Raw genomic sequence first — 20,445 nt, 5'->3', positions numbered from 1 at the left:
CCCCACGCCCGCGGCCGGAACGCTCAGCCGAGCAACCCCATCGCCTCGTCCAGCAGCACGGGCAGCGCCGGTCGCATCCGCCGGTGCATGTCGGTCAGCCGCCCCGCCTTCCGCCCCCGCTTGATCAGCAGCGCCGTCGCCGCCGCCTCCTTGTACTTCGTCAGCGCCTCGAACCAGGCCATGTCACGCAGCGGTGCGCCGCGTTCCTCCTGGTAGGCGTCGACGAGTTCGGCCTTCCCCGGCATCCCGGTCGGCTCCTGCGAAACGGACGCCGGATGGTGTGCCTCGTCCGTGAAGAAGGTCAGCCAGGTGATGTCGACCCGGGGGTCGCCGACCGACCAGATCTCCCAGTCGATGACCGCGTTCACCGAGCCGGCGTCGCACAGGGTGTTGCCCAGCCGGTAGTCGCCGTGGGTGAACACCGGCGTCGTCACGGCGGGCAGGGTCGCGCGCAGCCGCTCCTCGACGGCCTCGCAACCGGCGCGCAGGTCCCCGGGGACGGTCGTGAAGGCACGCGCCCAGCGGTCGATCTCGGCGCCGGGGGTGACGACGGGCTCCGCCGCCAGCGGCGTCCGTCCGGGGTCCGCGTGGTGCAGCCGGGCCAGCATCCGGGCGGCGTCGAGCGCCCGGGCCCGCACCTGTCCGGCGGGCACGGTGCCGCGGGGCACCAGCACCGGCTCCACGCACTGTCCGGGCACCAGTTCCATCGCCACGAACGGCTGCCGGGCGGGCGGGGCGCCCTTGTCGTGGAACAGCACCTCCGGTACCCGCACCCCGGGCACCCCGGCCAGGACCCGCATGAGCCGCGCCTGGCGCAGGACGTCCCGGTTGCGGACCGGTTCCAGGCCGGGCGGGGCCACCTTGAGGACGACGCGCCCGTAACCGGCGGGGGCGCCCGTCAGCGTGGCCACGTACGTGAGGCTGGACGTGCCGCCGGCCAGCGGTTCCACGGACTCCACCGCGGCCCCGGGCGCCCAGCCGGGCAGGGCGGCGGACGTACGGCGCGTCAGTTCCGCGGCCGGGTCCGTGCTGTCGGCGGCGACACTCATGTGCCGGCCCCCGTCCGGGTCCCGGCGGCGAGCGCCGCCACGATGTCGCGGCGGATCAGCTTGCCCGTCGGGGTGCGGGGCAGTTCGGGCCAGCAGGTGATGCGCTCCGGGGTCTTCGAACCGCGCAGCGTCGCGCGCACCTGAGCCCGCAGGGCCTCCGGGTCGACGCTCACCCCGTCCCGCAGCACGATCACCGCCTCGATGCGCTGGCCCCACTCCTCGTCGGGGACGCCGACGACGACCGCGTCGAGCACGTCCGGGTGGCCGAGCAGGACGTCCTCGATCTCGGCGGGCGCGATGTTCTCCGCGCCGCGGATGATCGTGTCGTCGGCCCGGCCCTCGATGTGCAGATAGCCGTCGGGGTCGAGGCGGCCCCGGTCGCGGGTGTGGAAGAAGCCCCGCTCGTCGACGGCGGAGCCCGCTCCCGCGTACTCCCCCGCGACCTGCTCGCCGCGCACCCAGATCTGTCCGCTCTCGCCAGGAGCGGCCACCGCGCCGGACGGGTCGCGGACCTCCAGTTCGACGCCCGGCACCGGCAGCCCCGCCGAGCCGAGCCTGGCCCGTACCGCGGGATCCTCGCTCGCCACGGCCGTTCGGTGCTCCTCGGGGCCCAGGACGGTGACGGTGGAGGAGGTCTCGGTGAGCCCGTAGGCGTTCACGAAGTCCACGTGCGGCCAGGCCCGCAGCGCGGTCTCCACGACCCGCACCGGCATCCGGGCACCGCCGTAGGCGAGCGCGCGCAGCGAGGGCACCGACCGGTCGAGCCCGTCCGTGTCCATGACGCGGGCGAGCATGGTCGGTACCACCATCGCGTGGGTGATGCCCTGCCGCCGTACGAGGTCGAGCCAGCCGTGCGGGGTGAACTGCTCCAGGGTGAGGGCCCGGCGCCCGGCGTAGACGTTCGTCAGCACGTTCGACACGGCGGCGATGTGGTAAGGCGGGACGCTCACCAGCGCCGCCTCGTCGGGACCCGCACCGGCGAACTCCACGGTACCCAGGACGTACGACACCAGGTTGTGGTGACGCAGGACCACGCCCTTGGGTGCGGCGGTGGTACCGCTGGTGTAGATGAGGACGGCCGGGCCGTCGGAATCCAGGCGGCCGGCGACGCCACCGGTACCGGCGTCGGCGTCGGCCCGCTGCGCCGCACGGTCCAGCCACTCCGCGGGACTGCGCACCGGCAGGCCCGCGCGGCGCAGCGCCGTGCCGTGGGCCGGGTCGGCGATGCCCAGCGCATGGGGGTGGTTGGCGAGGAGGGCATCGAGCTGGGCCTCGCCCAGGCGGTAGTTGACCGGTACCAGGGGTACTCCGGCACGGGCCGCCGCGAAGAGGGCGACGGGCAGCGCGGGACCGTTCACCGCGAGGTACACGAGCGCGTCGGCCCCGGCGTCACGGATCGACTCCGCTCCTCCGACGGCCAGTTCGCGCAGCTGTACGGCGGTCAGGCCGTCGTCCCGGCGCCCGACGACGACCCGGTCGCCGAAACCCTCGGCCGCCATGTCCAGGAGCATCGAGATGTTCACGGGCCCGGCCGCCCGTCAGTCCGAGGCCGGCAGCGGCTTGGCGGACTTCACCGGCAGCGGGACGCCGTCGACCGTCAGGGTGCCCGGTCCCGCCTTGGTGCACAGGAGTTCCACGCCCCGGTCGTCGTCGGCGTAGCGCTTCCCGAGCAGCGAGCCCCCTGGCAGGCCGGGGCCGGGCGAACCGGTGGCGGCGGCTGTCGGCGCGTTCCCGGTGCCCTCGACCATGGCGGCTCCGCCGCAGCCGATCTCCAGTTCCCCGTCCGGGCACCGCACGACGATCACCACCGTCGTGTCGACCGTACTGGCGAGCATCTGCCCCACGCGTGGCCTCATCGCAGTGTCCTCCGCGGCTCTCGCGGCGCCGCACCGGCGGCGCCGAGTGACCAGAGAAAAGTATACTACTTTCCTCGATCGCGTCGAGAACGGAGCTGCCCGATGGAACTCGAGACCGTCCTGTTCGAGGTGACCGACCACGTCGCCACCGTCACCCTCAACCGGCCCGCGGCGATGAACGGCTTCAACCAGCGGATGCTGACGGAGTTCGCCGCCCTCTGGGACACCGTCAGGCACGACGACGACGTGCACGTCGTCGTGCTCCGCGGGGCGGGTGATCGGGCGTTCTGCACGGGGATGGACGTGAAGGAGGGCATCGACCGCCACCCCAACGTCTGGTCGCAGAAGGATCCCGGCGAGTTCCTCTCGCCGAAGCTGAACCAGGTGTGGAAACCCCTGGTCTGCGCGGTGCACGGGATGGCCGCAGGGGGTGCCTTCTACTGGCTCAACGAGGCCGACATCCTGATCTGCTCCGAGGACGCCACGTTCTTCGACCCGCATGTCAGCTACGGGCTGACGGCGGCCCTGGAGCCCATCGGCCTGGCCCGGCGGATCCCGCTCGGCGAGGCGCTGCGGATCGCCCTGCTCGGCCTGGACGAGCGCGTGTCGGCGGCCCGCGCGCTGCAGATCGGCCTGGTCAGCGAGGTGCTGCCGCGCGAGGAGCTGTGGGACCGCGCCGACGGCATCGCCCGCATCATCGCGGCGAAACCGCCGGCAGCCGTCCAGGGCACCGTCCGCGCCGTCTGGGAGTCGCTCGACTCGACCCGTACCCAGGCCCTGCGCACCGGACTGTCGTACACGCAGCTCGGGAACCCGATCGGGAAGGCCGGGGTCGACCGTTCGGCGGTGCCCCGGAGGAAGTGGACACTGCGCTGAGGCGTCCCGCACACTTCCCGCCCAAGACCAAATAAGTGTACTTTTTTTGCGGTGAAGCGCTGCCATGTCGAGGTGATCAACAGGAGGCCGTCATGCGGTTCGGTATGCCCTGGCCCGGCCGGGACGTCGGACGGGAGGCCGAGCAGGCCGGTGCCGAGGCCTTCTGCGCCGGGGAGTTCGCCGACCACGACCCCTACCTCACGGTGGCCGACATCGTGGCGCACACCGAACGCGCGCTGGCGGGCCCGGCCATCGCCTACGCCTTCGCCCGAACCCCCTACGCCCACGCCACCGCCCTGCGCCAGCTGCACGCGCAGGCGCCGGGCCGGCTGTTCCTCGGGCTGGGCAGCGCCGCGTTCCGGATCAACCGGGACTGGCTGGGCGTGCCGGCGGAACGGCCGGTGGCCCGGATCGCCGACACCGTCGGCGCCGTCCGGGCCTGGCTGCACGCGGAGAACGGCGAGAGGGTCCGCTACAGCGGCGAGTTCCACGACCTCGACGCCGACGTCCGGGCCCCCGTGCTCGGCCGGCTGGACATCCCCGTCCTGCTCGCCGCGTTCAACGCGCGGATGGCGGTCACCGCCGGCCGGGTGGCCGACGGGGTGATCGGGCACGGGCTGTTCACCGGCTCCTGGTGGAACGACGTCGTACGGCCGGCGGTGGCCCGGGGGGCGGCCGAGCGTGATCCGGCGGGTCCGCGTCCGTTCGAACACGGCTGGATCATCACCGCGGTCGACGACGAGGCGCCCGAGAGGGCGATCGCCGACGCCCGGCGCATGATCGCCTTCTATCTCACGGTCCGGACGTACGACCCCTTCGTCGCCCATCACGGCTGGGAGGAGCCGGTCGCCCTGCTGCGCGCGGCGTTCCGGACCGGTGACACCGATGCCATGGCGGGGGCGGTCACCGACGAGATGCTCACCCGGATCGCCGTCTGCGGTACGACCGCCGACGCGAAGGACGCCCTGGCCCGTCGCGCCGGCTCGCTCCCCCGTGACATCGGCTATTTCGCCCCGCCGAGCTTCCTGGTGAGCCGCAGGCGGCGCGCCGCGTACGCCCGGGCCGGCCTGGCGCTGGTCGGCGCGCTGCCGTACCCGGTCTGAGCGGTCAGGCGCCCTCGGGCACCGGCGCCAGTTTGCGGCTGGTGTCGAAGCCGACGACCTTCGCGAGGGTGCCGCCGAGGATCGCGGCGCGGTCCTCGTCCCCCACTCCCTCGAAGTTCTCGGCGATGCACTCCTCGCTGCTGCGGAAGGTGCCCTCGGCGTGCGGGTAGTCGTTGCCCCACATCACCGTCGACAGGCCCGTGATGTGACGTGCCTTGACGGCCGTCGGGTCGTCGGCGAACTGGACGTGGATCTGACGCCGCACGTATTCGGTGGGCTTGAGCGGGTAGGGCCACTTGTCGTTGACGGCGAACAGGCGGCCCATCGAGGGCTGTTCCTTCGGTCCGCGGCTGTCGTCCCAGAAGCCGAGCCACCAGTCGGGGTCCTGGCCGGTGCCGGTCTTCCACGCCTTGTCCATGTAGCCCATGAAGGAGACCAGCCAGCCGGCCGTGTACTCGATCAGGTTGAAGTGCAGGTCGGGGAAGCGCTCGCACACCCCGCCGCCGACGAGGCTGGCGATGATGCCCTGCGGACCGGCCACGGCCGACCCCACCGCGCTGCCCATGGTCCGGCCGGCCACCATGTCGTCGGTCAGGTTGCCCTTGCCCATGTTCATGGCCGTCATCAGACCGCGGACGGTCATCGCCGTCTCGGAGACCTGCTCCCTGACCTTGACCCCGCCGGTGGCGACGTGGATGAAGACCGGCAGCCCGTGCGCCTGCGCGGCCGCCCAGACCGGGTCGTACTCCCGCGAGTAGTACGGCAGCGGCGGGATCTCCGGCAGCAGCAGCGCGCCTATCCCGAGCCGCGCGACCCGCTCGATCTCCGCGACCGCCTCGGGGACGTCCGTGAGCGGGATCGCGGCCGTCGGCCGCAGCCGGTCCTTGTACGACAGGTACCGCTCGACCAGGTAGTCGTTCCACACCCGGGCGTGGGCCATGGACAGCTCGTGGTCGTCCGTGAAGAGGACGAACAGGGAGAGGTTCGGGAACATCACCGAGGCGTCGACGCCGTCGAAGTCCATGTCCCGGATGATGTGGTCCGGGTCGCCGTCCGGGGTCTCCCCGCCGGTCTGGCGGTACTTGGAGATGGTCCAGCCGTCGAACCCGATGGTGTGGAGCTTCTTGAACTCGGTGTGCCCGCCGTCGACGATCGGCTCGTCGAGGGTGAACTCCTCTTCCCACAGGGCGCGCTCGCGCAGCTGCTTCGGCAGCCGGGTCCTGAAGAGATCGACCGGCTCGATGATGTGCGAGTCGCCGGAGACGACAAATTCCCTGAACACAGGCGGTACCTCTTTCGAACCTCGTTGTCCGTCGCAGAAATCCAACCCGCTGGTGCTGCCGAAGTTAGCTGTACCGACCGGTCTAGTCAACGATTCCGCGTACGGAATGGGCGGGCGAATTCCGTCGCGAACCCCAACGCCCGGCGGATACGGGGGACCTGGCAGCCCCCTTCCCGCGATGCCCACATTCAGTACACTCAACTGAGCAGGCATGGGTATCACCGCAGGCGACCGGGAGACCGAGATGACGACGGCGTACGCGTTCTCCGCGCAGCTCTACATCGACGGGCGGCGCACCGACGGCCGGGCGGACACACCGACGGCCGTCCGCAACCCCGCGACGGAGGAGACGATCGCCGAGGTTCCCGACTCCGCGCCGGCCGATGTCGACGAGGCCGTGCGGGCGGCCCGGCGCGCCTTCGACGAGGGTCCGTGGCCGCGGCTGAAGCCCGTGGAGCGGGCCGGTGTCCTGCTGCGCATGGCGGAGGAGATGGAACGCCGGCTGCCCGAACTCGTCGCCGTCAACATGGCGGAGGCGGGCTCGGTCCGGGGCCTGGCCGAGACCCTGCAGACCCGGGTCCCGGTGGCACATCTGCGGGACATGGCCGAGCGGGTGATCCCCGGGTTCGCCTGGGAGCGCCCGATGGACCCCACGGTCACCCCGGGCACGGGCATCACGCAGGGGGTGCTGCGCCGGGAGGCGTTCGGGGTGTGCGCGCTGGTCGCCGCCTACAACTTCCCTTTCTTCCTCAGCATGATGAAGGTGATCCCGGCCCTCGCGGCAGGCTGCACCGCCGTGCTGAAGCCGGCTCCCACCACCCCCCTGGAGTCCCTGCTGATCGGCGACTTCGCGGACGCGGCCGGGCTGCCGCCGGGCGTGCTGAACATCGTGACCGGTGGCGCGGAGGCGGGCCGGGCGCTGACCACCCACCCCATGGTGGACCTGGTGAGCTTCACCGGATCCGACGCGGTCGGCCGCACGGTCTACGCCCAGGCCGCCGCCTCGCTGAAGAAGGTCGTCCTCGAACTCGGCGGCAAGTCGGCCAACATCGTCCGCGCCGACGGCGACCTCGACGGCGCCGTGGGCGCCGCGCTGACGGGCATCACCGCCCACGCCGGGCAAGGCTGTTCCCTGCTGACCCGCACGCTGGTGCACGAGTCCGTCCACGACGAACTGGTCGCCCGGCTGACCGCGGCCCTCGCACGGGTGAGGGTCGGTGATCCGGCCGACCCGGCCACCACCATGGGCCCGCTGATCAGCGAGGCCCAGCGGGCCAGGGTCGAGAAGCTGATCCGCGTCGGCGAGGAGGAGGGGGCCCGTCTCGTCTGCGGCGGCGGCCGGCCCGCCGGTCTCGACCGCGGCTACTTCGTCGAGCCCACGCTCTTCGCCGACGTCGACAGCTCCATGACCGTCGCCCGCACCGAGTTCTTCGGCCCGGTCGGTTGCGTCATCCCCTTCGCCGACGACGAGGAGGCGGTGCGGATCGCCAACGACAGCCCGTACGGCCTGGCCGGCGCCGTGTGGAGCGCCGACACCGTGGCCGCCTACGAGATGGCGTCGCGTATCCGGACCGGCGCGGTCGCCGTCAACGCGAGCAGTGCCGGAGTGATCCCCCGGGCCGCGTTCGGCGGCTACAAGCAGAGCGGACTCGGCCGGGAGTGGGGCGAGTTCGGCCTGGAGGAGTACCTGCAGACGAAGACGGTGAGCTGGACGGCACGCTGAGGCGCGTGCCGGCATACGGGCCGCACCCACCCCTGGATGGTGCCGGACCATGCGGGAAGAACAGCGTCAAGCATGTAATTCAGAGCACTTAAACAAGTGATCTATCGGTGGATCGGAACCATATCACCTGGAGATCTCGACCGAGAACTTAAAAGAGGATACCTTGCTCGGGTGAACTTCGAGCTCAGCGAAGAGCAGGATCTTCTCCGGGCGGCCTCGCGCGACCTGCTGGCGGAGCGGGCCCCGATCGAGCACGTACGTGCCTGGGCGGACCGCGCGGAGGACGTCGATCCCGAGGTGTGGCGGCTGACGGCCGACCTCGGCTGGCCCGGTCTCGGCCTGCCCGAGGAGTACGGCGGCGCCGGCCAGGGGCTGGTGGAACTGACCATCCTCGCCGAGGAGTCGGGCCGGGCGCTCGCGCGGGGGCCGGTCATGTCCACCGCGGTCGTCGGCCGGGCACTCGCCGCCGCCGGGTCGCCCGCGCTGTGTGCCGAGGTACTGCCCGCGCTCGCCTCGGGCGCGGACTGGGCCACCTGGGCGTTCGCCGAGCCGCACGCCCCGTGGTCCGTGGACGGCGTGCACGCCACGGCCCGCGCCGACGGGGGCGGGTTCGTCCTGGACGGGGTGAAGACGGCGGTGCAGGACGCGGGCGGCGCCCGCCGGCTGCTCGTCACCGCACGTCAGGACGGGCTCCCGGCGTCCTTCCTCGTCGACCGCACGACGCCCGGTGTGACGGTCCGGCGGCAGAGGGTCCTCGACCTGACCCGCTCGTTCCACGAGGTCCGCTTCGAGAGCGTGCGCGTACCGGCCGGGCGCCGCCTCGCGGCCGGCCCCGGCGAGATCCAGCGGCTGCTGGACGAGGCGTCGGTGCTGCGCTGCGCCGACGCGCTCGGGGTGATGGAGCGCATGCTGCGGCTCACCGTCGAACACACCACGTCCCGCGTGCAGTTCGGCCGCCCCATCGGCACCTTCCAGGCCGTCAAGCACGCCTGCGCCGACATGGCGCTGCGGGTGCACGGCGCCCGCGCCGTCACCGGCTACGCGGCGATGGCCGCCGACGCGGGCGCCGGGGACGCCGGGCGGGCCGCCTGCGCGGCCGCCTCGTACGTCGCCGCCGCGGCGGGCGAGGTCGCGGGCCGGGCCCTGCAACTGCACGGCGGCATCGGCTTCACCTGGGAGCACGAGCTCCACCTCCACCTGCGCCGGGCCAGGGCCGACAGCGTGCTGTACGGCGATGCCGCCGTCCACCGCGACCGGCTCTGCACCTTCCTGCGGGCGTCTCCCGCATCCGCGTGACCGGACGATCCGAAAGGTTCCCCATGGACATCAAGGGAAAGAAGGCGGTGGTGTTCGGCGGCGCCTCCGGCATGGGCCGGGCCACCGCCGAACTCCTCGCGGCCCGCGGCGCCGACGTCGCTGTGCTCGACCGTCCGGCCTCGGCGGGCGGGGAGGTGGCGGCCGCGCTCGGCGGCAGCTTCCACCCCGTCGACGTGACCGACTTCGCCGCGGCCGAGAGCGCGCTGGACGCTGCCGTACAGGCGCTGGGCGGGCTGCACGTGTCGGTCACCACGGCGGGCGGCGGCAGTGTGCGGCGCACCCTCGGCAAGGACGGTCCGCACGACCTGGAGACCTTCCGCCGGGTGCTCGACCTGAACGCCGTCGCCACGTTCAACGTCAGCCGGCTGGCCGCCGCGCACATGAGCCGCAACGAGCCCGAGGAACCGGACGGCGAACGCGGTCTCATCGTCAACACCTCCTCGATCGCCGCCTTCGAGGGGCAGATCGGGCAGGTCGCCTACTCCGCCGCCAAGGCCGCCATCGCGGGCATGAGCCTCACCATGGCCCGGGACCTCGGCTCCCTCGGCATCCGGGTCGTCGCGATCGCGCCGAGCCTGTTCGAGACCGGTGCCACCGAGAAGATCCCCGCCGAGACGCGTGCCGCCCTGGTGAAGGACGCCGCGTTCCCCCGGCGCCTGGGCCGGCCCGAGGAGTACGCGAAGCTCGCCCTGGCGGTCGTGGACAATCCGATGCTCAACGGCCAGTGCCTGCGTCTGGACGCGGGCCAGCGGTTCGGGCCGAAGTGACCGCGGCGACCGAGGTGAGGTTCTGATGCCGGACAGCACACCGCACGAGGGCAGGGTCGCCCTGATCACCGGCGGCGGCCGGGGCTTCGGCAGGGCGTTCGGCGAGGCCCTGTCGGCACTCGGCGCGCATGTCGTGCTCGCCGACATCGACGGCGACGCCGCGGCCGAGGCGGCCCGGGAGCTGACCGCACGGGGCCGGGGCGCGACCGGGGTCGTCTGTGACGTCGCCGACGAGGACGGCGTCGGCGCCGTGGTGGACGAGATCGCCGCTCGCCACGGCGGGCTCGACATCCTGGTCAACAACGCCGGTCTGCACGCCACCTACAACCGGCCGTTCACCGAACTGGGCCTGGCCGGGGTCCGGCGCGTGGTCGACGTCAACATCATGGGCACCGTCATCTGCACCATGGCCGCCCGCGACGCCATGAAGGGCCGGCCCGGAGCGAGTGTCGTCAACATCTCGTCGTCGGCGGCCTACGCGAACCGCAGCATCTACGGCGTCTCCAAACTCGCCGTACGCGGCCTGACGGTGTCCTTCGCGCGGGAGCTGGCCGCCGACGGCATCCGGGTCAACGCCATCGCGCCGGGCCTGATCTTCACCGACGCGGTGCGGGAACAGCTCTCCCCCGCCGAGGCCGAACGCGTCCTCGGGGAGCAGATCCTGCGGCAGGAGGGCCGGGAACAGGACGTCGTGGAGGCGCTGTTGTACCTGGTCTCTTCGAAGGCTTCCTTCATCACCGGCGAAACCCTGCGGGTGACGGGCGGGTTCGCGCTCTCGGTCTGAGCCGACAGGCCTGTGGCCATGACCCCGGTGGGGTCACGGCCACAGGCCTGTCGGCTCAGACGGTCGTCGGCCGGGCCTCCGGCAGGCCGGCCAGTTCCTGCTCCTCCGACCTGATCGCCTTCAGCAGCACATAGGGAGTGGCGATCTTCCAGACGAAGTACGTCAGCGAGGGGATCGTGTTGGCCAGCACCCCGTTCCAGGCGAACGGACCGCTGTGCACGACGAAGACGAAGGCTCCCGGGACGAGGAGCACACCCAGCACGATGCTCAGCCAGCCGTACCATTTCGGGAAGACTTGCTTCTCCCGGTGGTCGATGAACGCCGCGTAACCGATCGACCAGACCTGGAGGACGAAGATGCACGCGTTGCCCACCAGCATGAGGTTGAACGTGTCGGTCAGTGCGGCCAGTACGTCGGGCGAGTGGATCTCCGGCCGGAACGCGGCGGCGGAGAGGATGGCGAGGGGGAAGAAGAAGCCCAGCGGGGCGACGACCCCGGTGGTCAGCTGGATCATGGACAGCAGACCCCAGCCGCCCTCGACGCGCTTCAACTGAAGGCTCGTCACGACGACGTAGGGGTACTCGAAGGGTACGGCCAGCACCATGATCACGGTGCACCAGAGGATCCCGGTGCGGTGGTCGTGCAGGAAGGTGACGACGTCCGCGGGGCTCATCTGCGGGTCCACCGGGGTGAGCAGGTGGCCCGCCCCGAAGGCGGCCACGAAGCCCACCAGCAGGACCACGCCGCACCACGCCGACACGCGTTCCAGTCTCAGGTACAGATCTCTTCTCAACTGCGGCTCCCTTGTGGGCCGGCCGACGCCCGCCGGCCGGCTGCTGCCTGCCGACCGGCGGCTACCGACCGATCTCGTCCCAGCCGACGAGCCTGTCCAGCAGCACCGCCGCGCTGGAGAGGTAGTCGCCGTATCCGCCGCGGAAGAACAGCAGCGGGGTCTTCAACGACTCGACGCACAGGTGGTGGACCCGGCCCACGACCAGCAGGTGGTCACCGATCTCGACGGTCTGTTCCACCGCGCAGTCCACCCAGGCGACGACCCCGTCCAGGACGGGACTGCCCAGCGGTGAGGGCTGCCAGGTCATGTCCGTGAACCGCTCGCCGGCCGGGCCGGCCGCCATCCGCCGGGAGAGCCGCTCCTGGTCGCCCGCGAGCGCGTTGGCGCAGAAGCGGCCCGCGGCCCTGATCGTCCGCAGCGTGGTGGAGGAGCGGTCGGCCAGGAAGGACACCAGGGGCGGGTCCAGGGACACGGAGGTGAAGGTGCCGACGATCATCCCGTGCGGCCGCTTCCCGGCGTCCGCCGTGGTGATCGCGACCACACTGGTGGGGAAGTTGCCCAGCACGTCACGGAACAGGCGGCCCTCGATCACATCCACCTCCCGGGCACGGCCGCCCCGTCCCTCATATCAGGACCCGCATCGCCTCGGGCAGTTCGAGCCCCATCCGGGCCAGGGCGTTCGCGTGGTACGCGGTGCCGGGCACGTGGATCATGTGCTGGAGTCCGACGTGCGCGTCCCGCCAGTACCGCTGGATCGGGTTGCCGCGGCGGATGGCGTTGCCGCCGGACCGCGCGAAGATCTCGTCCAGGGCGGAGACCGCCCGCCAGGCACAACGCACCTGGTTGCGCCGTACGTCCGCCCGGTCCTCGATGGTGATCTGCCGGCCGGACCCGGCCTTCTCGTACAACCGGCTGATGCCGTCGATGAGCTGGACCCGCGACGCGGCTATCTCGGCGGCGGCCTCCCCGGCCGCGTAGAGCACGTACGGGTCGTCGCGGACCTGGACGCCGGTCACGGCGACCCGGTCCTTCTGCTGGCCGAGGTGGAGGGCGAGCGCGCCCTCGCAGATGCCGATGACGGCCGCGGTGATCCCGAGCGGGAACATCGAGGCGAACGGCAGCCGGTAGAGCGTGTCGGTGAGCCCGATCGCCTCGGCGGCGGCCCCGTCCTGGACGGCCTCCTGCCGTACGGTGCGGTACTCCGGGACGAACGCCCTGTCGACGACGACGTCCTTGCTGCCGGTACCGGAGAGGCCGACGACGTCCCAGGTCCCGTCGATGATCTCGTAGTCCGAGCGGGGCAGCACCACGTGCAGGACGGTGATGGGCCCCGCGGGCCCGCCCTTGCCGTCCCCGACGAGCGCCCCGAGGAAGTCCCACCGGCAGTGGTCGCTGCCGGAGGAGAACGGCCAGCGGCCGCTGAGGACATAGCCGCCCTCGACCGGTTCGGCGATGCCGTTGGGCATGTAGGGAGAGGCGATCCAGGTGTCCGGGTCGGCGTCCCACACCTCGTGGGCGAGCCGCGGGTCCATCTGGGCCAGCTCCCACGGGTGGACCCCGACGACACCGCACACCCAGCCGGCGGCCCCGTCGTGCCGCGCGACCGCCATCACCGCTTCCGCGAAGTCCCGCGGACACGCGCCGAAACCGCCGTGCTCCTTGGGCTGCAGCAGCCGTACGACCCCGGCGGAACGCAGCAGTTCGACGGTGCGGTCGCTCAACCTGCCGAGTGACTCGTTCTCGTCGGCGAGTGCGGCCAGTTCCGGACCCGACTCCTCGACACGGCCGACCACTTCATGCGTCAATCCGCCCACCTCCTGGTCACTGGTCCATCGCCCGCGCGGCGTGGCGCCGACGGCGGGACGTCTCAGTGTCGGGGCACGCGGCGGTCGGCGGCCGGGCGCTTTCCGCTGACCGGGACTGGGCCGTCACGGCGGGTGAACCGGGGTCGCAGCGCGGCGCCGGAGCGGGCCCGGAGGGCGGCGGACCAGACGCCGGCCCCGTAGGCGAGGTCGTCGAGGCGGCGGGCGAGACCGTAGCGCAGTGGATCGAGGGTGGCTCGATCCCGCCGGTGTTCCAGGGCGATGTCGGCCAGCGCGGCGACCGCGGCGGCGCGCCGCACCCGGCCGGAGAACACACAGCCGACAGCCGTCAGCGGCCACCAGTGGCGGGTCAGCAGCGCGCCGGTCTGCGACAGAGCGGCGAGGGCTCCGTTGCCGGTGAGCCGCACGGCCAGCCGGTAGGGGTGCCCGGTGCCGTCGAGCTTGCGGGCGATGCGCACGGTGACGACTCCGAGGACGGCCGCGGCGGCCGGTGCCGACCAGCGCCGCCCGGCGAGCAGCGCCGCGGCCAGCGCGGTGCTCCAGGGGGCGAGCACGACGGGGGCGACGGACTCGGGGTGCCGTTCGGCGAGAGGCTGCGCCCCGGTGCCGTAGAAGGCCTTGCGCCGCAGCCAGTCCCCCAGTCGCACCCGGTGTTCGTGGGCGGCCCGGACAGCGGGTTCGTACCGCACCCGGCGGCCCGCGGCCACCAGCCGCCAGCACAGGTCGACGTCCTCCCCGACCCGCATGTCCGCGTCGAAGCCGTCCCCCAACGCGTCGGTGCGGGCCACCACGCACGCGGAGGAGGCCCAGGAGACGGGGGTGCCGGGCCGTACCGGGGCCGGATGCGCGCCGAGGTCGAGCGAGGACCGCGCGTTCTCGTACCGTTCGATCCAGGTCGTGGCCGGGGCGGTCAGTCCGGTGATGCGGGGTACGGCCATCGCGACCCGGGGGTCGGCGAAGTGCCGGAGCAGGGTGGGGACCGTGTCGGGGTCCAGCACGACGTCGGAGTCGGCGAAGACCACGTACGGGGTGGTGACCAGGCGCAGTCCGGCGTTGCGCGCCCCGGCGGGCCCCGCGTTGGACGTGAGGACGACCAGTTGCGCGCCGTACCGGGCTGCCGCTGCCGCCACGGCGGCCGGCTGCCGGGACGCGTCGTCGACCACGATCACCGGGCGGCCCCGGCCGATGCTCCGCAGCAGGCGGTCCAGTTGACGCGGGCGGTCACGGACCGGCACGACCACCGTGTACCGGGGGTCCGCGGGCAACGGGAGCGAGCGGGCGACGGGATGGGCCATGCCCGTCTCCAGCAACCGGTCCGCGAGGAGCGCCCCCGCCGCGTCCCGCACCGCGAGTGTCCGTCCGGTCAGCAGCCGCCGCGCTCGCGGAGCCAGCTTGAGCAGTCGCGTCGGGAACCCGCCGAGCAGCGCCCGGCCACCGTCGACGACCCGCGTGTGCCGGTCCAGCTCCACGACGAACCCGGGGGGAAGCGTCATCGGCGCACTCCCTCCGGGACAGCAGGTGACGTCAACGGCGTACCCGCCCCTGGACGCGCCGGAGCGGCGGCGGGGCCGACGGCGGGTCTCATCGGCGCGCGTCCCTCGGACCGGTGGGCGACGGCGGGGACGGGCAGGCCCTCGGGTCGGTGAGGCGGCCCCGGTCGTCCGGGGTCCAGGCGGTGATGCGGCGGAGCGTGGCGGAGACCATGGCGGCCGTCGTCCGGCGTCCTTCCTCGGCCGTGGCGCCGGCCGGGTCGCCGAGTACGCCGGAGGCGGACACCGCGCGGACACCGCGGGCCGTCAGCTCCGGCAGGAGTACGGACAGTGGGCGGGTGTCGCCGGCGACGGCGGCGTCGAGGCGGACGCGTCCTGGTTGCAGATGCAGCAGCAGGGAGGTCTCGGTACGGCCCGCGTGCGCGTCGCCGCCCGGCGCCTGGCAGGCGGTCCAGACGGCGTCGTGGCCCTCGGCGCGCAGCAGGGCGACGGCGCCGTCGAGGGTGGCGGTGTTGCCGCCGTGGCCGTTGACGAAGACGATCCGGCCCGCCCACAGGGACAGCGAACGGGTCAGTTCCACGATGACCGCGCGCAGCGCCTGATGCCCGATCGAGACGGTCCCGGGGAAACCGGCGTGTTCGCCGCTCGCGCCGTAGGCCAGGGCCGGCGCCACCAGCGGCCGGCCCTGCGGTCCGCCGGCGAGGGCGTGGGCCGTGAGCCGGGCGACGGCACGGGCGACGACGGTGTCGGTGTCGAGCGGCAGGTGCGGGCCGTGCTGCTCGGTGGACCCGACCGGGACCAGGACGAGCGCGCCCGGGGGCACGGCCGGCCACACGGCGTCGCTGAGGACGGGGGGCTCGGCGCTCCTCGCCACGGCGTCGCTGAGGACGGGATGTTCGGCGTCCCTCGCCACGGGGTCCCCGGACATGCTCAGGCGGCCGTGGATCCGGCGCCGGGCACCGGGACCGCCGCCGGTGCGTCCGAGCCGCCCAGTGTCAGCCGGAAGCCGGGCGGTACCGCCAGGTCGTCCGGCCCCAGGTGGTGCACGGAGGAATGCCCGAGACCCAGGACGGCCGAGTCCAGTCCGCCGCGCAGGATGTCCAGCACGTTCTCGACACCGGCCTGTCCGTTCGCCGCCAGGCCCCACAGACAGGCGCGGCCGATCAGGACGGCGCGGGCGCCGAGGGCGAGTGCCTTGGCGACGTCGCCGCCGCGGCGGACACCGCCGTCCAGCAGTACCTCGACCTGGTCGCCGAGGGCTTCCGCGACGGCGGGCAGCAGCCGGATGGTGGCCGGGGTGGTGTCCAGGTTGTTGCCCCCGTGGTTGGACACGGACAGCGCCGAGACACCGGCGTCGACGGCCCGCCTGGCGTCGTCCACCCGGCAGACGCCCTTGAGGAGGAAGGGCCCGCCCCACTCCTCGCGCAGCCAGGCGATGTCGTCCCAGGTCGGCGGCGGTGTCCTCATCCACTCGTCGTAGGCGCCGAAGAAGGTCGGCGCCTTTCCGCCGGCCGCGGTCATGTTGGGGACGGTGAGTTCGGGGAGGCGGCCCGACCTGGCGTACCGCCACAGCCAGCCCGGCCGGGGCAGGACGTCGGGGGCGAACCGGAGCACGGTCCTGAGGTCGAGGCGGTCCGGGACGGCGGGGCTGCCCCAGTCACGACCGTGGGAGAAGGACCAGTCGAGAGTGACGATGAGGGCCTTGGCGCCGGCGGCTCTGGCCCGGTCCATGCGCTGCACCATGATGTCCCGGGTGCCGCTCCAGTACAGCTGGAAGAAGAAGTCCGGCTGGGCGTCGGCCACCTCTTCCACGGGCTTGCTCGCGAACGAGCTCAGACCCATGATGACGCCCCGGTTCGCGGCGGCCCGGGCCACGGCCACCTCCCCGTCCGGGTCGACCGCCTGCACCCCGGTCGGTGAGATGAGCACGGGCAGCACGGTGGGCACGCCCAGTACCGTCGTGGACAGATCACGCTCCGCGTGGTGGCCCACGACACGCGGGGCGAAGCCCAGTTCCGCGAACGCCTCGGTGTTGGCGTCGATCGTGCGGCCCCGCTCCGAGCCCGCGACGAGCGCGCCGTAGACCGGGCCGGGCAGTCGCCGTTTCGCCCTGCGCCGGGCCTCGGCGACCGTCTCGAACCAGGGGTTCCTAGGCATGGGTCCCGCCCTTTCCGGTGGATATCAGGTCCAGCCCGGCCAGCGGACTCTCGGCGCACTCGCCGACCGGCGGGCGGCGGGTGAGAATCAGGTCCACGGGGCGGGGAGCGGCCCGGTGGGAGTGGTCCCCGGAGGGCTTGGGAAGGTGTCCGGTCCCGTCCGGGCGGCGGGCCGGGCGCTGCACGCCGTGGCCTTGCACGCACTCGGGGTCCGGTCCGTCCAGGGGCAGCCCGGTGAAGAACTTCGCGGCCATGCAGCCGCCCTTGCAGGTGTCGTAGAACGCGCAGGACGCGCAGGCGCCGCCGTGCTGCGGGGTCCGCAGCCGTCGGAACAGCTCCGCATCGCGCCAGACCCCGCGAAAGCCGCCGGTCTCGCGCACATTGCCGGCCAGGAACTGCTCGTGGACGGCGAACGGGCAGGCGTAGACGTCGCCGACCGGATCGATCAGGCAGACGACACGCCCGGCGCCGCACAGATTGAGGCCCGGCAGTTCCTGACCGTAGGCGGACAGGTGGAAGAAGGAGTCGCCGGTCAGCACGTGCTCACCGTGCGCCAGCAGCCAGTCGTACAGCTCGCGCTGCTGCCCGGCCGTGGGGTGCAGGTCGTCCCAGACGTCCGCGCCGCGTCCGGACGGGCGCAGCCGGGTCAGGCGCAGTTGGGCGCCGTAGCGGTCGGCGAGTGCCTCGAAGGCGTCCAGTTGTGGGATGTTGTGCCGGGTGCAGACCACGGAGATCTTGAAGTTGCGCATCCCGGCGGCGGCGAGGTTCTCCAACGCCCGGACGGCCGTGGCGTACGAACCCCGGCCGCGCACCGCGTCGTTGACGTCGGCGGTCGCGCCGTCGAGGGAGATCTGGACGTCCACGTAGTCGTTGCGGGCGAGGCGTGCGGCGGCCTCGGGGGTGATGCGGACGCCGTTGGTGGAGAACTTCACGCCGACGTGGTGGGCGGTGGCGTAGTCCAGGAGTTCCCAGAAGTCGTGGCGGACGGTGGGCTCGCCGCCGCCGATGTTGACGTAGAAGACCTGCATGGCCTCCAGTTCGTCGATGACCGCCTTGGCCTCGGCGGTGATCAGCTCACGCGGATCGCGGCGGCCGGAGCTGGACAGGCAGTGGGCGCAGGACAGGTTGCAGGCGTAGGTCAGCTCCCAGGTGAGGCAGATCGGAGCGTCGAGCCCGAGCTCGAACAGGTCGGCCAGCCGGGGCGAGGCGGATGAGGCGGATGAGGCGGATGAGGCGGATGAGGCGGATGAGGCGGACATGGTGGTCATGAGGTCCTCCCGACGACCATCGACGACCGCACGAGTACGGAGAGGGCCCGACCGTAGCGGGGCAGTTCGGCGTCTTCGAGCCCCGCGGCCAGGCAGGCGGCTCGGGCCGTGGGCGCGTCCGCGAGGCCCTGGACGACGGTCAGGAGTTTTCGGTCCTTGAGGAACGAGAGCTTGCGGGTGCCGAAGTGGTAGAGGAGGGCGCCGAAGGGTTCCGGCCGCACCGAGACCTGTGGATGCAGGTCCCAGGCGCGGTCCAGGTCCAGCCCTGCCGTGTCGGGGTTCATCGCGGTCACGCGACGGCGCCTAGTAGACGCCGCACATGCCGTCGATGGAGACCTCTTCGATCAGCTCGTCGGCCTCGATCAGCGGCTCTTCGGCCGGAGTCCTCTCGTCCTGGATCTCGCTGACCGGAACGGGCGGGGTGGTGCGGAGCTCGTTCATGCGACTCTCCCTGGGCATCGCTCCCGTCGGACATCTGGAGAGTAATGACACCGAGTGCCGAAAGTGAAGACGCCGGACGGCACGGAACTCCGGAGCGGGACCGACGGATGAACTCCGCTTGTTGTAGAGGCATGTGACGCCATGTCACCCGTCGCCGCGGAACGAGCTGGGAGGAACCGCCCCGACGTCATCGTCGTCGGGGCCGGCGGCACCGGCGCCGTACTCGCGGCCCGGCTGAGCGAGGACCCCGGTCGCACGGTGCTGGTGCTGGAAGCCGGCCCCGTGCCGTCCCGTCCGTCGGCGTTCGCACCGGGGTTGCTCGACGCCCGGCTCGTGCCCGGCGCCCAGCCCGGACACCCCGCCGTCCAGCCGTACGCCGTGCGGCTCACCCCAAAACGCCCTTGCACAGTCGTTCGCGGCCGCATCCTCGGCGGCTCGACGACCGTCAACGGCGGGTATTTCGTCCGCGCCCGGCGGGCGGACTTCGACCGGTGGGCGGTGGCGGGCGGCGCGGTCTGGTCGTACGACCGGATGCTGCCGTTCCTTCGCGCGCTCGAGACGGACCTCGACCACGGCGGCACGCTCCTGCACGGAGACCGCGGTCCGGTACGCGTCCGTCGTACCGGTCTCGGACACCCGGCGGCCGTCGCGTTCCGGGCGGCCGCCCGGCGGCTGGGTTTTCCCGCTGAACCCGACAAGAACGCCCAGGACGCACCGGGTTTCGGCCCGGTGCCGTGCAACGTCGTGGACGGCTTGCGCGTCAACACGGGCCTCGGCTACCTGCTGCCCGCAACGGAACGGCCCAACCTGCGGGTGGCGGGGAACACCACTGTCCTGCGGGTCGTCGTCGAGCGGGGTCGCGCGACCGGCGTGGAGACCGAGCGGCACGGCCACCGCAGGACGATGCACGCCGGCCAGGTCGTGGTCTGCGCCGGGGCCCTGCGCTCCCCTCACCTGCTGCGGCTGTCGGGGATCGGGCCGCGTCGCCGGCTGGAGTCCCTCGGCGTCCCCGTGGTCAGGGACGCTCCAGCCGTCGGGGCGCGCTTCGGCGACCATCCGCAGGTGGTACTGGAATGGGCGCCCAGGCGGCCGATGCCGCACCCCTCCGGCTCGTGGCTCGGCGGTGTGCTGCACCTCTCCTCGTCGGACGGGGACCACGCGGGCGACCTGGAGATCCTGCAGTCCCTCGTCCCGATGGCCGCGCTGACGGCCGGGAAGGTGTCCCTCCCCGGCGCGCCCCTCGCCTTCCTCGTCTCCGTCCAGACCCCTCGGCTGACCGGCCGGATGCGCACCCGTTCCGCCGACCCCGCGACACCCCAGGGCCTCGACTACGGCTACCTGTCGACTGCGGCGGACCGCCGGCGCATGCGCGAAGCCGTCCGGTCCACCGCCGAGCTGATCGGTACGGGCGACTTCGCGGAGGTCGCCGAAGGACTCACCGAACCGGGGGCGGCGGTGCTGGAGGACGACCGCCTGCTCGACGGGTGGATCCTTGACCGTCTCGGGACGTCCCAGCACACCTGCGGCACGGTACCCATGGGACACGCCGACGATCCCCGGGCGGCCGTGGACGCCTACGGCAGCGTGCACGGGGTCGCCGGTCTGCGCGTCGCGGACACGTCCATCCTGCCCACCCCTCCGCTCAGGGGGCCGGCGGCCACCGCCGTCCTCATCGGGGAGGTCGTCGCGGACGCGATGCGACGCGGCCCGGCATGAC

At 72.7% G+C, this 20,445-nt stretch carries 20 protein-coding genes; 7 read left to right on the top strand and 13 right to left on the bottom strand.

Translation table 11 applies throughout. The features are described from left to right. Window positions 1-23: 23 nt before the first annotated feature. The 3 genes from ABZ862_RS24890 to ABZ862_RS24880 are packed head-to-tail and all read right to left on the bottom strand — an operon-like array spanning window position 24 to window position 2,905. A complete protein-coding gene (locus ABZ862_RS24890; protein WP_360961850.1) occupies window positions 24-1,049 on the bottom strand; it encodes a phosphotransferase family protein in 1,026 nt (341 codons plus the stop codon). Continuing rightward, window positions 1,046-2,572, bottom strand: coding sequence for a fatty acid--CoA ligase family protein (locus tag ABZ862_RS24885; protein ID WP_360961847.1), 1,527 nt, complete (start codon window positions 2,570-2,572; stop codon window positions 1,046-1,048). Before ABZ862_RS24885 ends, ABZ862_RS24890 begins: the two co-directional genes overlap by 4 nt. A gap of 15 nt (window positions 2,573-2,587) precedes the next feature. Then, the gene (locus ABZ862_RS24880; RefSeq protein ID WP_360961845.1) at window positions 2,588-2,905 is read right to left on the bottom strand and encodes a hypothetical protein; all 318 of its coding nucleotides are present in this window, start codon (window positions 2,903-2,905) and stop codon (window positions 2,588-2,590) included. Window positions 2,906-3,007: 102 nt separating this feature from the next. Here ABZ862_RS24880 and ABZ862_RS24875 point away from each other — a divergent pair, with 102 nt between their 5' ends. Next, the gene (locus ABZ862_RS24875) at window positions 3,008-3,781 is read left to right on the top strand and encodes an enoyl-CoA hydratase/isomerase family protein (RefSeq protein ID WP_360961842.1); all 774 of its coding nucleotides are present in this window, start codon (window positions 3,008-3,010) and stop codon (window positions 3,779-3,781) included. Between the two features lie 92 nt (window positions 3,782-3,873). After that, window positions 3,874-4,884 carry an LLM class flavin-dependent oxidoreductase gene (locus ABZ862_RS24870; RefSeq protein WP_360961839.1) on the top strand — a complete coding sequence of 337 codons (1,011 nt, stop codon included), beginning with the start codon at window positions 3,874-3,876 and terminating at the stop codon, window positions 4,882-4,884. Between the two features lie 4 nt (window positions 4,885-4,888). Here the strand turns inward: ABZ862_RS24870 and ABZ862_RS24865 are convergent, their stop codons facing one another. Then, on the bottom strand, window positions 4,889-6,166 hold the full coding sequence (locus ABZ862_RS24865; protein WP_360961836.1) for an amidohydrolase family protein: 1,278 nt from the start codon (window positions 6,164-6,166) through the stop codon (window positions 4,889-4,891). A 211-nt stretch (window positions 6,167-6,377) separates the two neighbouring features. Between ABZ862_RS24865 and ABZ862_RS24860 the strand changes: the two genes are divergently transcribed. The 4 genes from ABZ862_RS24860 (at window position 6,378) to ABZ862_RS24845 (ending at window position 10,757) form a co-directional block, all read left to right on the top strand. Next, window positions 6,378-7,889: an aldehyde dehydrogenase family protein gene (locus tag ABZ862_RS24860; protein WP_360961833.1), complete on the top strand. Its 1,512-nt coding sequence runs from the start codon at window positions 6,378-6,380 to the stop codon at window positions 7,887-7,889. Window positions 7,890-8,060: 171 nt separating this feature from the next. Beyond that, on the top strand, window positions 8,061-9,185 hold the full coding sequence (locus ABZ862_RS24855; RefSeq protein ID WP_360961830.1) for an acyl-CoA dehydrogenase family protein: 1,125 nt from the start codon (window positions 8,061-8,063) through the stop codon (window positions 9,183-9,185). Window positions 9,186-9,208: 23 nt separating this feature from the next. Further along, entirely contained in the window at window positions 9,209-9,973 is a 765-nt protein-coding gene (locus ABZ862_RS24850; protein WP_360961827.1) for an SDR family NAD(P)-dependent oxidoreductase, read from the top strand. A 25-nt stretch (window positions 9,974-9,998) separates the two neighbouring features. Then, window positions 9,999-10,757 carry an SDR family oxidoreductase gene (locus ABZ862_RS24845; RefSeq protein WP_360961824.1) on the top strand — a complete coding sequence of 253 codons (759 nt, stop codon included), beginning with the start codon at window positions 9,999-10,001 and terminating at the stop codon, window positions 10,755-10,757. Window positions 10,758-10,812: 55 nt separating this feature from the next. Here the strand turns inward: ABZ862_RS24845 and ABZ862_RS24840 are convergent, their stop codons facing one another. From ABZ862_RS24840 to mftA, 9 genes are all read right to left on the bottom strand, one after another. Continuing rightward, entirely contained in the window at window positions 10,813-11,550 is a 738-nt protein-coding gene (locus ABZ862_RS24840) for a hypothetical protein (protein ID WP_360961821.1), read from the bottom strand. A gap of 61 nt (window positions 11,551-11,611) precedes the next feature. Beyond that, window positions 11,612-12,142 carry a flavin reductase family protein gene (locus ABZ862_RS24835; RefSeq protein ID WP_360961818.1) on the bottom strand — a complete coding sequence of 177 codons (531 nt, stop codon included), beginning with the start codon at window positions 12,140-12,142 and terminating at the stop codon, window positions 11,612-11,614. 31 nt (window positions 12,143-12,173) lie between these two features. Then, window positions 12,174-13,364, bottom strand: coding sequence for a hydroxylase (locus ABZ862_RS24830; RefSeq protein ID WP_360961815.1), 1,191 nt, complete (start codon window positions 13,362-13,364; stop codon window positions 12,174-12,176). 53 nt (window positions 13,365-13,417) lie between these two features. Then, window positions 13,418-14,866: a mycofactocin biosynthesis glycosyltransferase MftF gene (mftF, locus tag ABZ862_RS24825; protein WP_360961812.1), complete on the bottom strand. Its 1,449-nt coding sequence runs from the start codon at window positions 14,864-14,866 to the stop codon at window positions 13,418-13,420. An 88-nt stretch (window positions 14,867-14,954) separates the two neighbouring features. Next, entirely contained in the window at window positions 14,955-15,791 is an 837-nt protein-coding gene (mftE, locus tag ABZ862_RS24820) for a mycofactocin biosynthesis peptidyl-dipeptidase MftE (RefSeq protein ID WP_360961809.1), read from the bottom strand. Window positions 15,792-15,793: 2 nt separating this feature from the next. Beyond that, on the bottom strand, window positions 15,794-17,020 hold the full coding sequence (mftD, locus tag ABZ862_RS24815) for a pre-mycofactocin synthase MftD (protein ID WP_360961806.1): 1,227 nt from the start codon (window positions 17,018-17,020) through the stop codon (window positions 15,794-15,796). Further along, complete coding sequence (gene mftC / locus ABZ862_RS24810) at window positions 17,013-18,287, bottom strand: mycofactocin radical SAM maturase (RefSeq protein ID WP_360961803.1); 1,275 nt, start codon at window positions 18,285-18,287, stop codon at window positions 17,013-17,015. Before mftC ends, mftD begins: the two co-directional genes overlap by 8 nt. Then, window positions 18,284-18,571, bottom strand: a complete 288-nt coding sequence (gene mftB, locus ABZ862_RS24805) for a mycofactocin biosynthesis chaperone MftB (protein ID WP_360962045.1) — start codon at window positions 18,569-18,571, stop codon at window positions 18,284-18,286. The genes mftC and mftB overlap by 4 nt, the downstream gene beginning before the upstream one ends. Before the next feature lie 19 nt (window positions 18,572-18,590). Then, window positions 18,591-18,728: a mycofactocin precursor MftA gene (mftA, locus tag ABZ862_RS24800; protein ID WP_360961800.1), complete on the bottom strand. Its 138-nt coding sequence runs from the start codon at window positions 18,726-18,728 to the stop codon at window positions 18,591-18,593. 141 nt (window positions 18,729-18,869) lie between these two features. Here mftA and mftG point away from each other — a divergent pair, with 141 nt between their 5' ends. Continuing rightward, on the top strand, window positions 18,870-20,444 hold the full coding sequence (gene mftG, locus ABZ862_RS24795) for a mycofactocin system GMC family oxidoreductase MftG (RefSeq protein WP_360961797.1): 1,575 nt from the start codon (window positions 18,870-18,872) through the stop codon (window positions 20,442-20,444). Window position 20,445: the final 1 nt, after the last annotated feature.

Origin of the sequence: Streptomyces sp. NPDC047000, from assembly GCF_040644295.1 — a bacterium.
Classification (GTDB): domain Bacteria; phylum Actinomycetota; class Actinomycetes; order Streptomycetales; family Streptomycetaceae; genus Streptomyces.
Note: the sequence above shows the minus strand (reverse complement) of the source record. Positions and strands in the feature narration are given on the sequence as shown.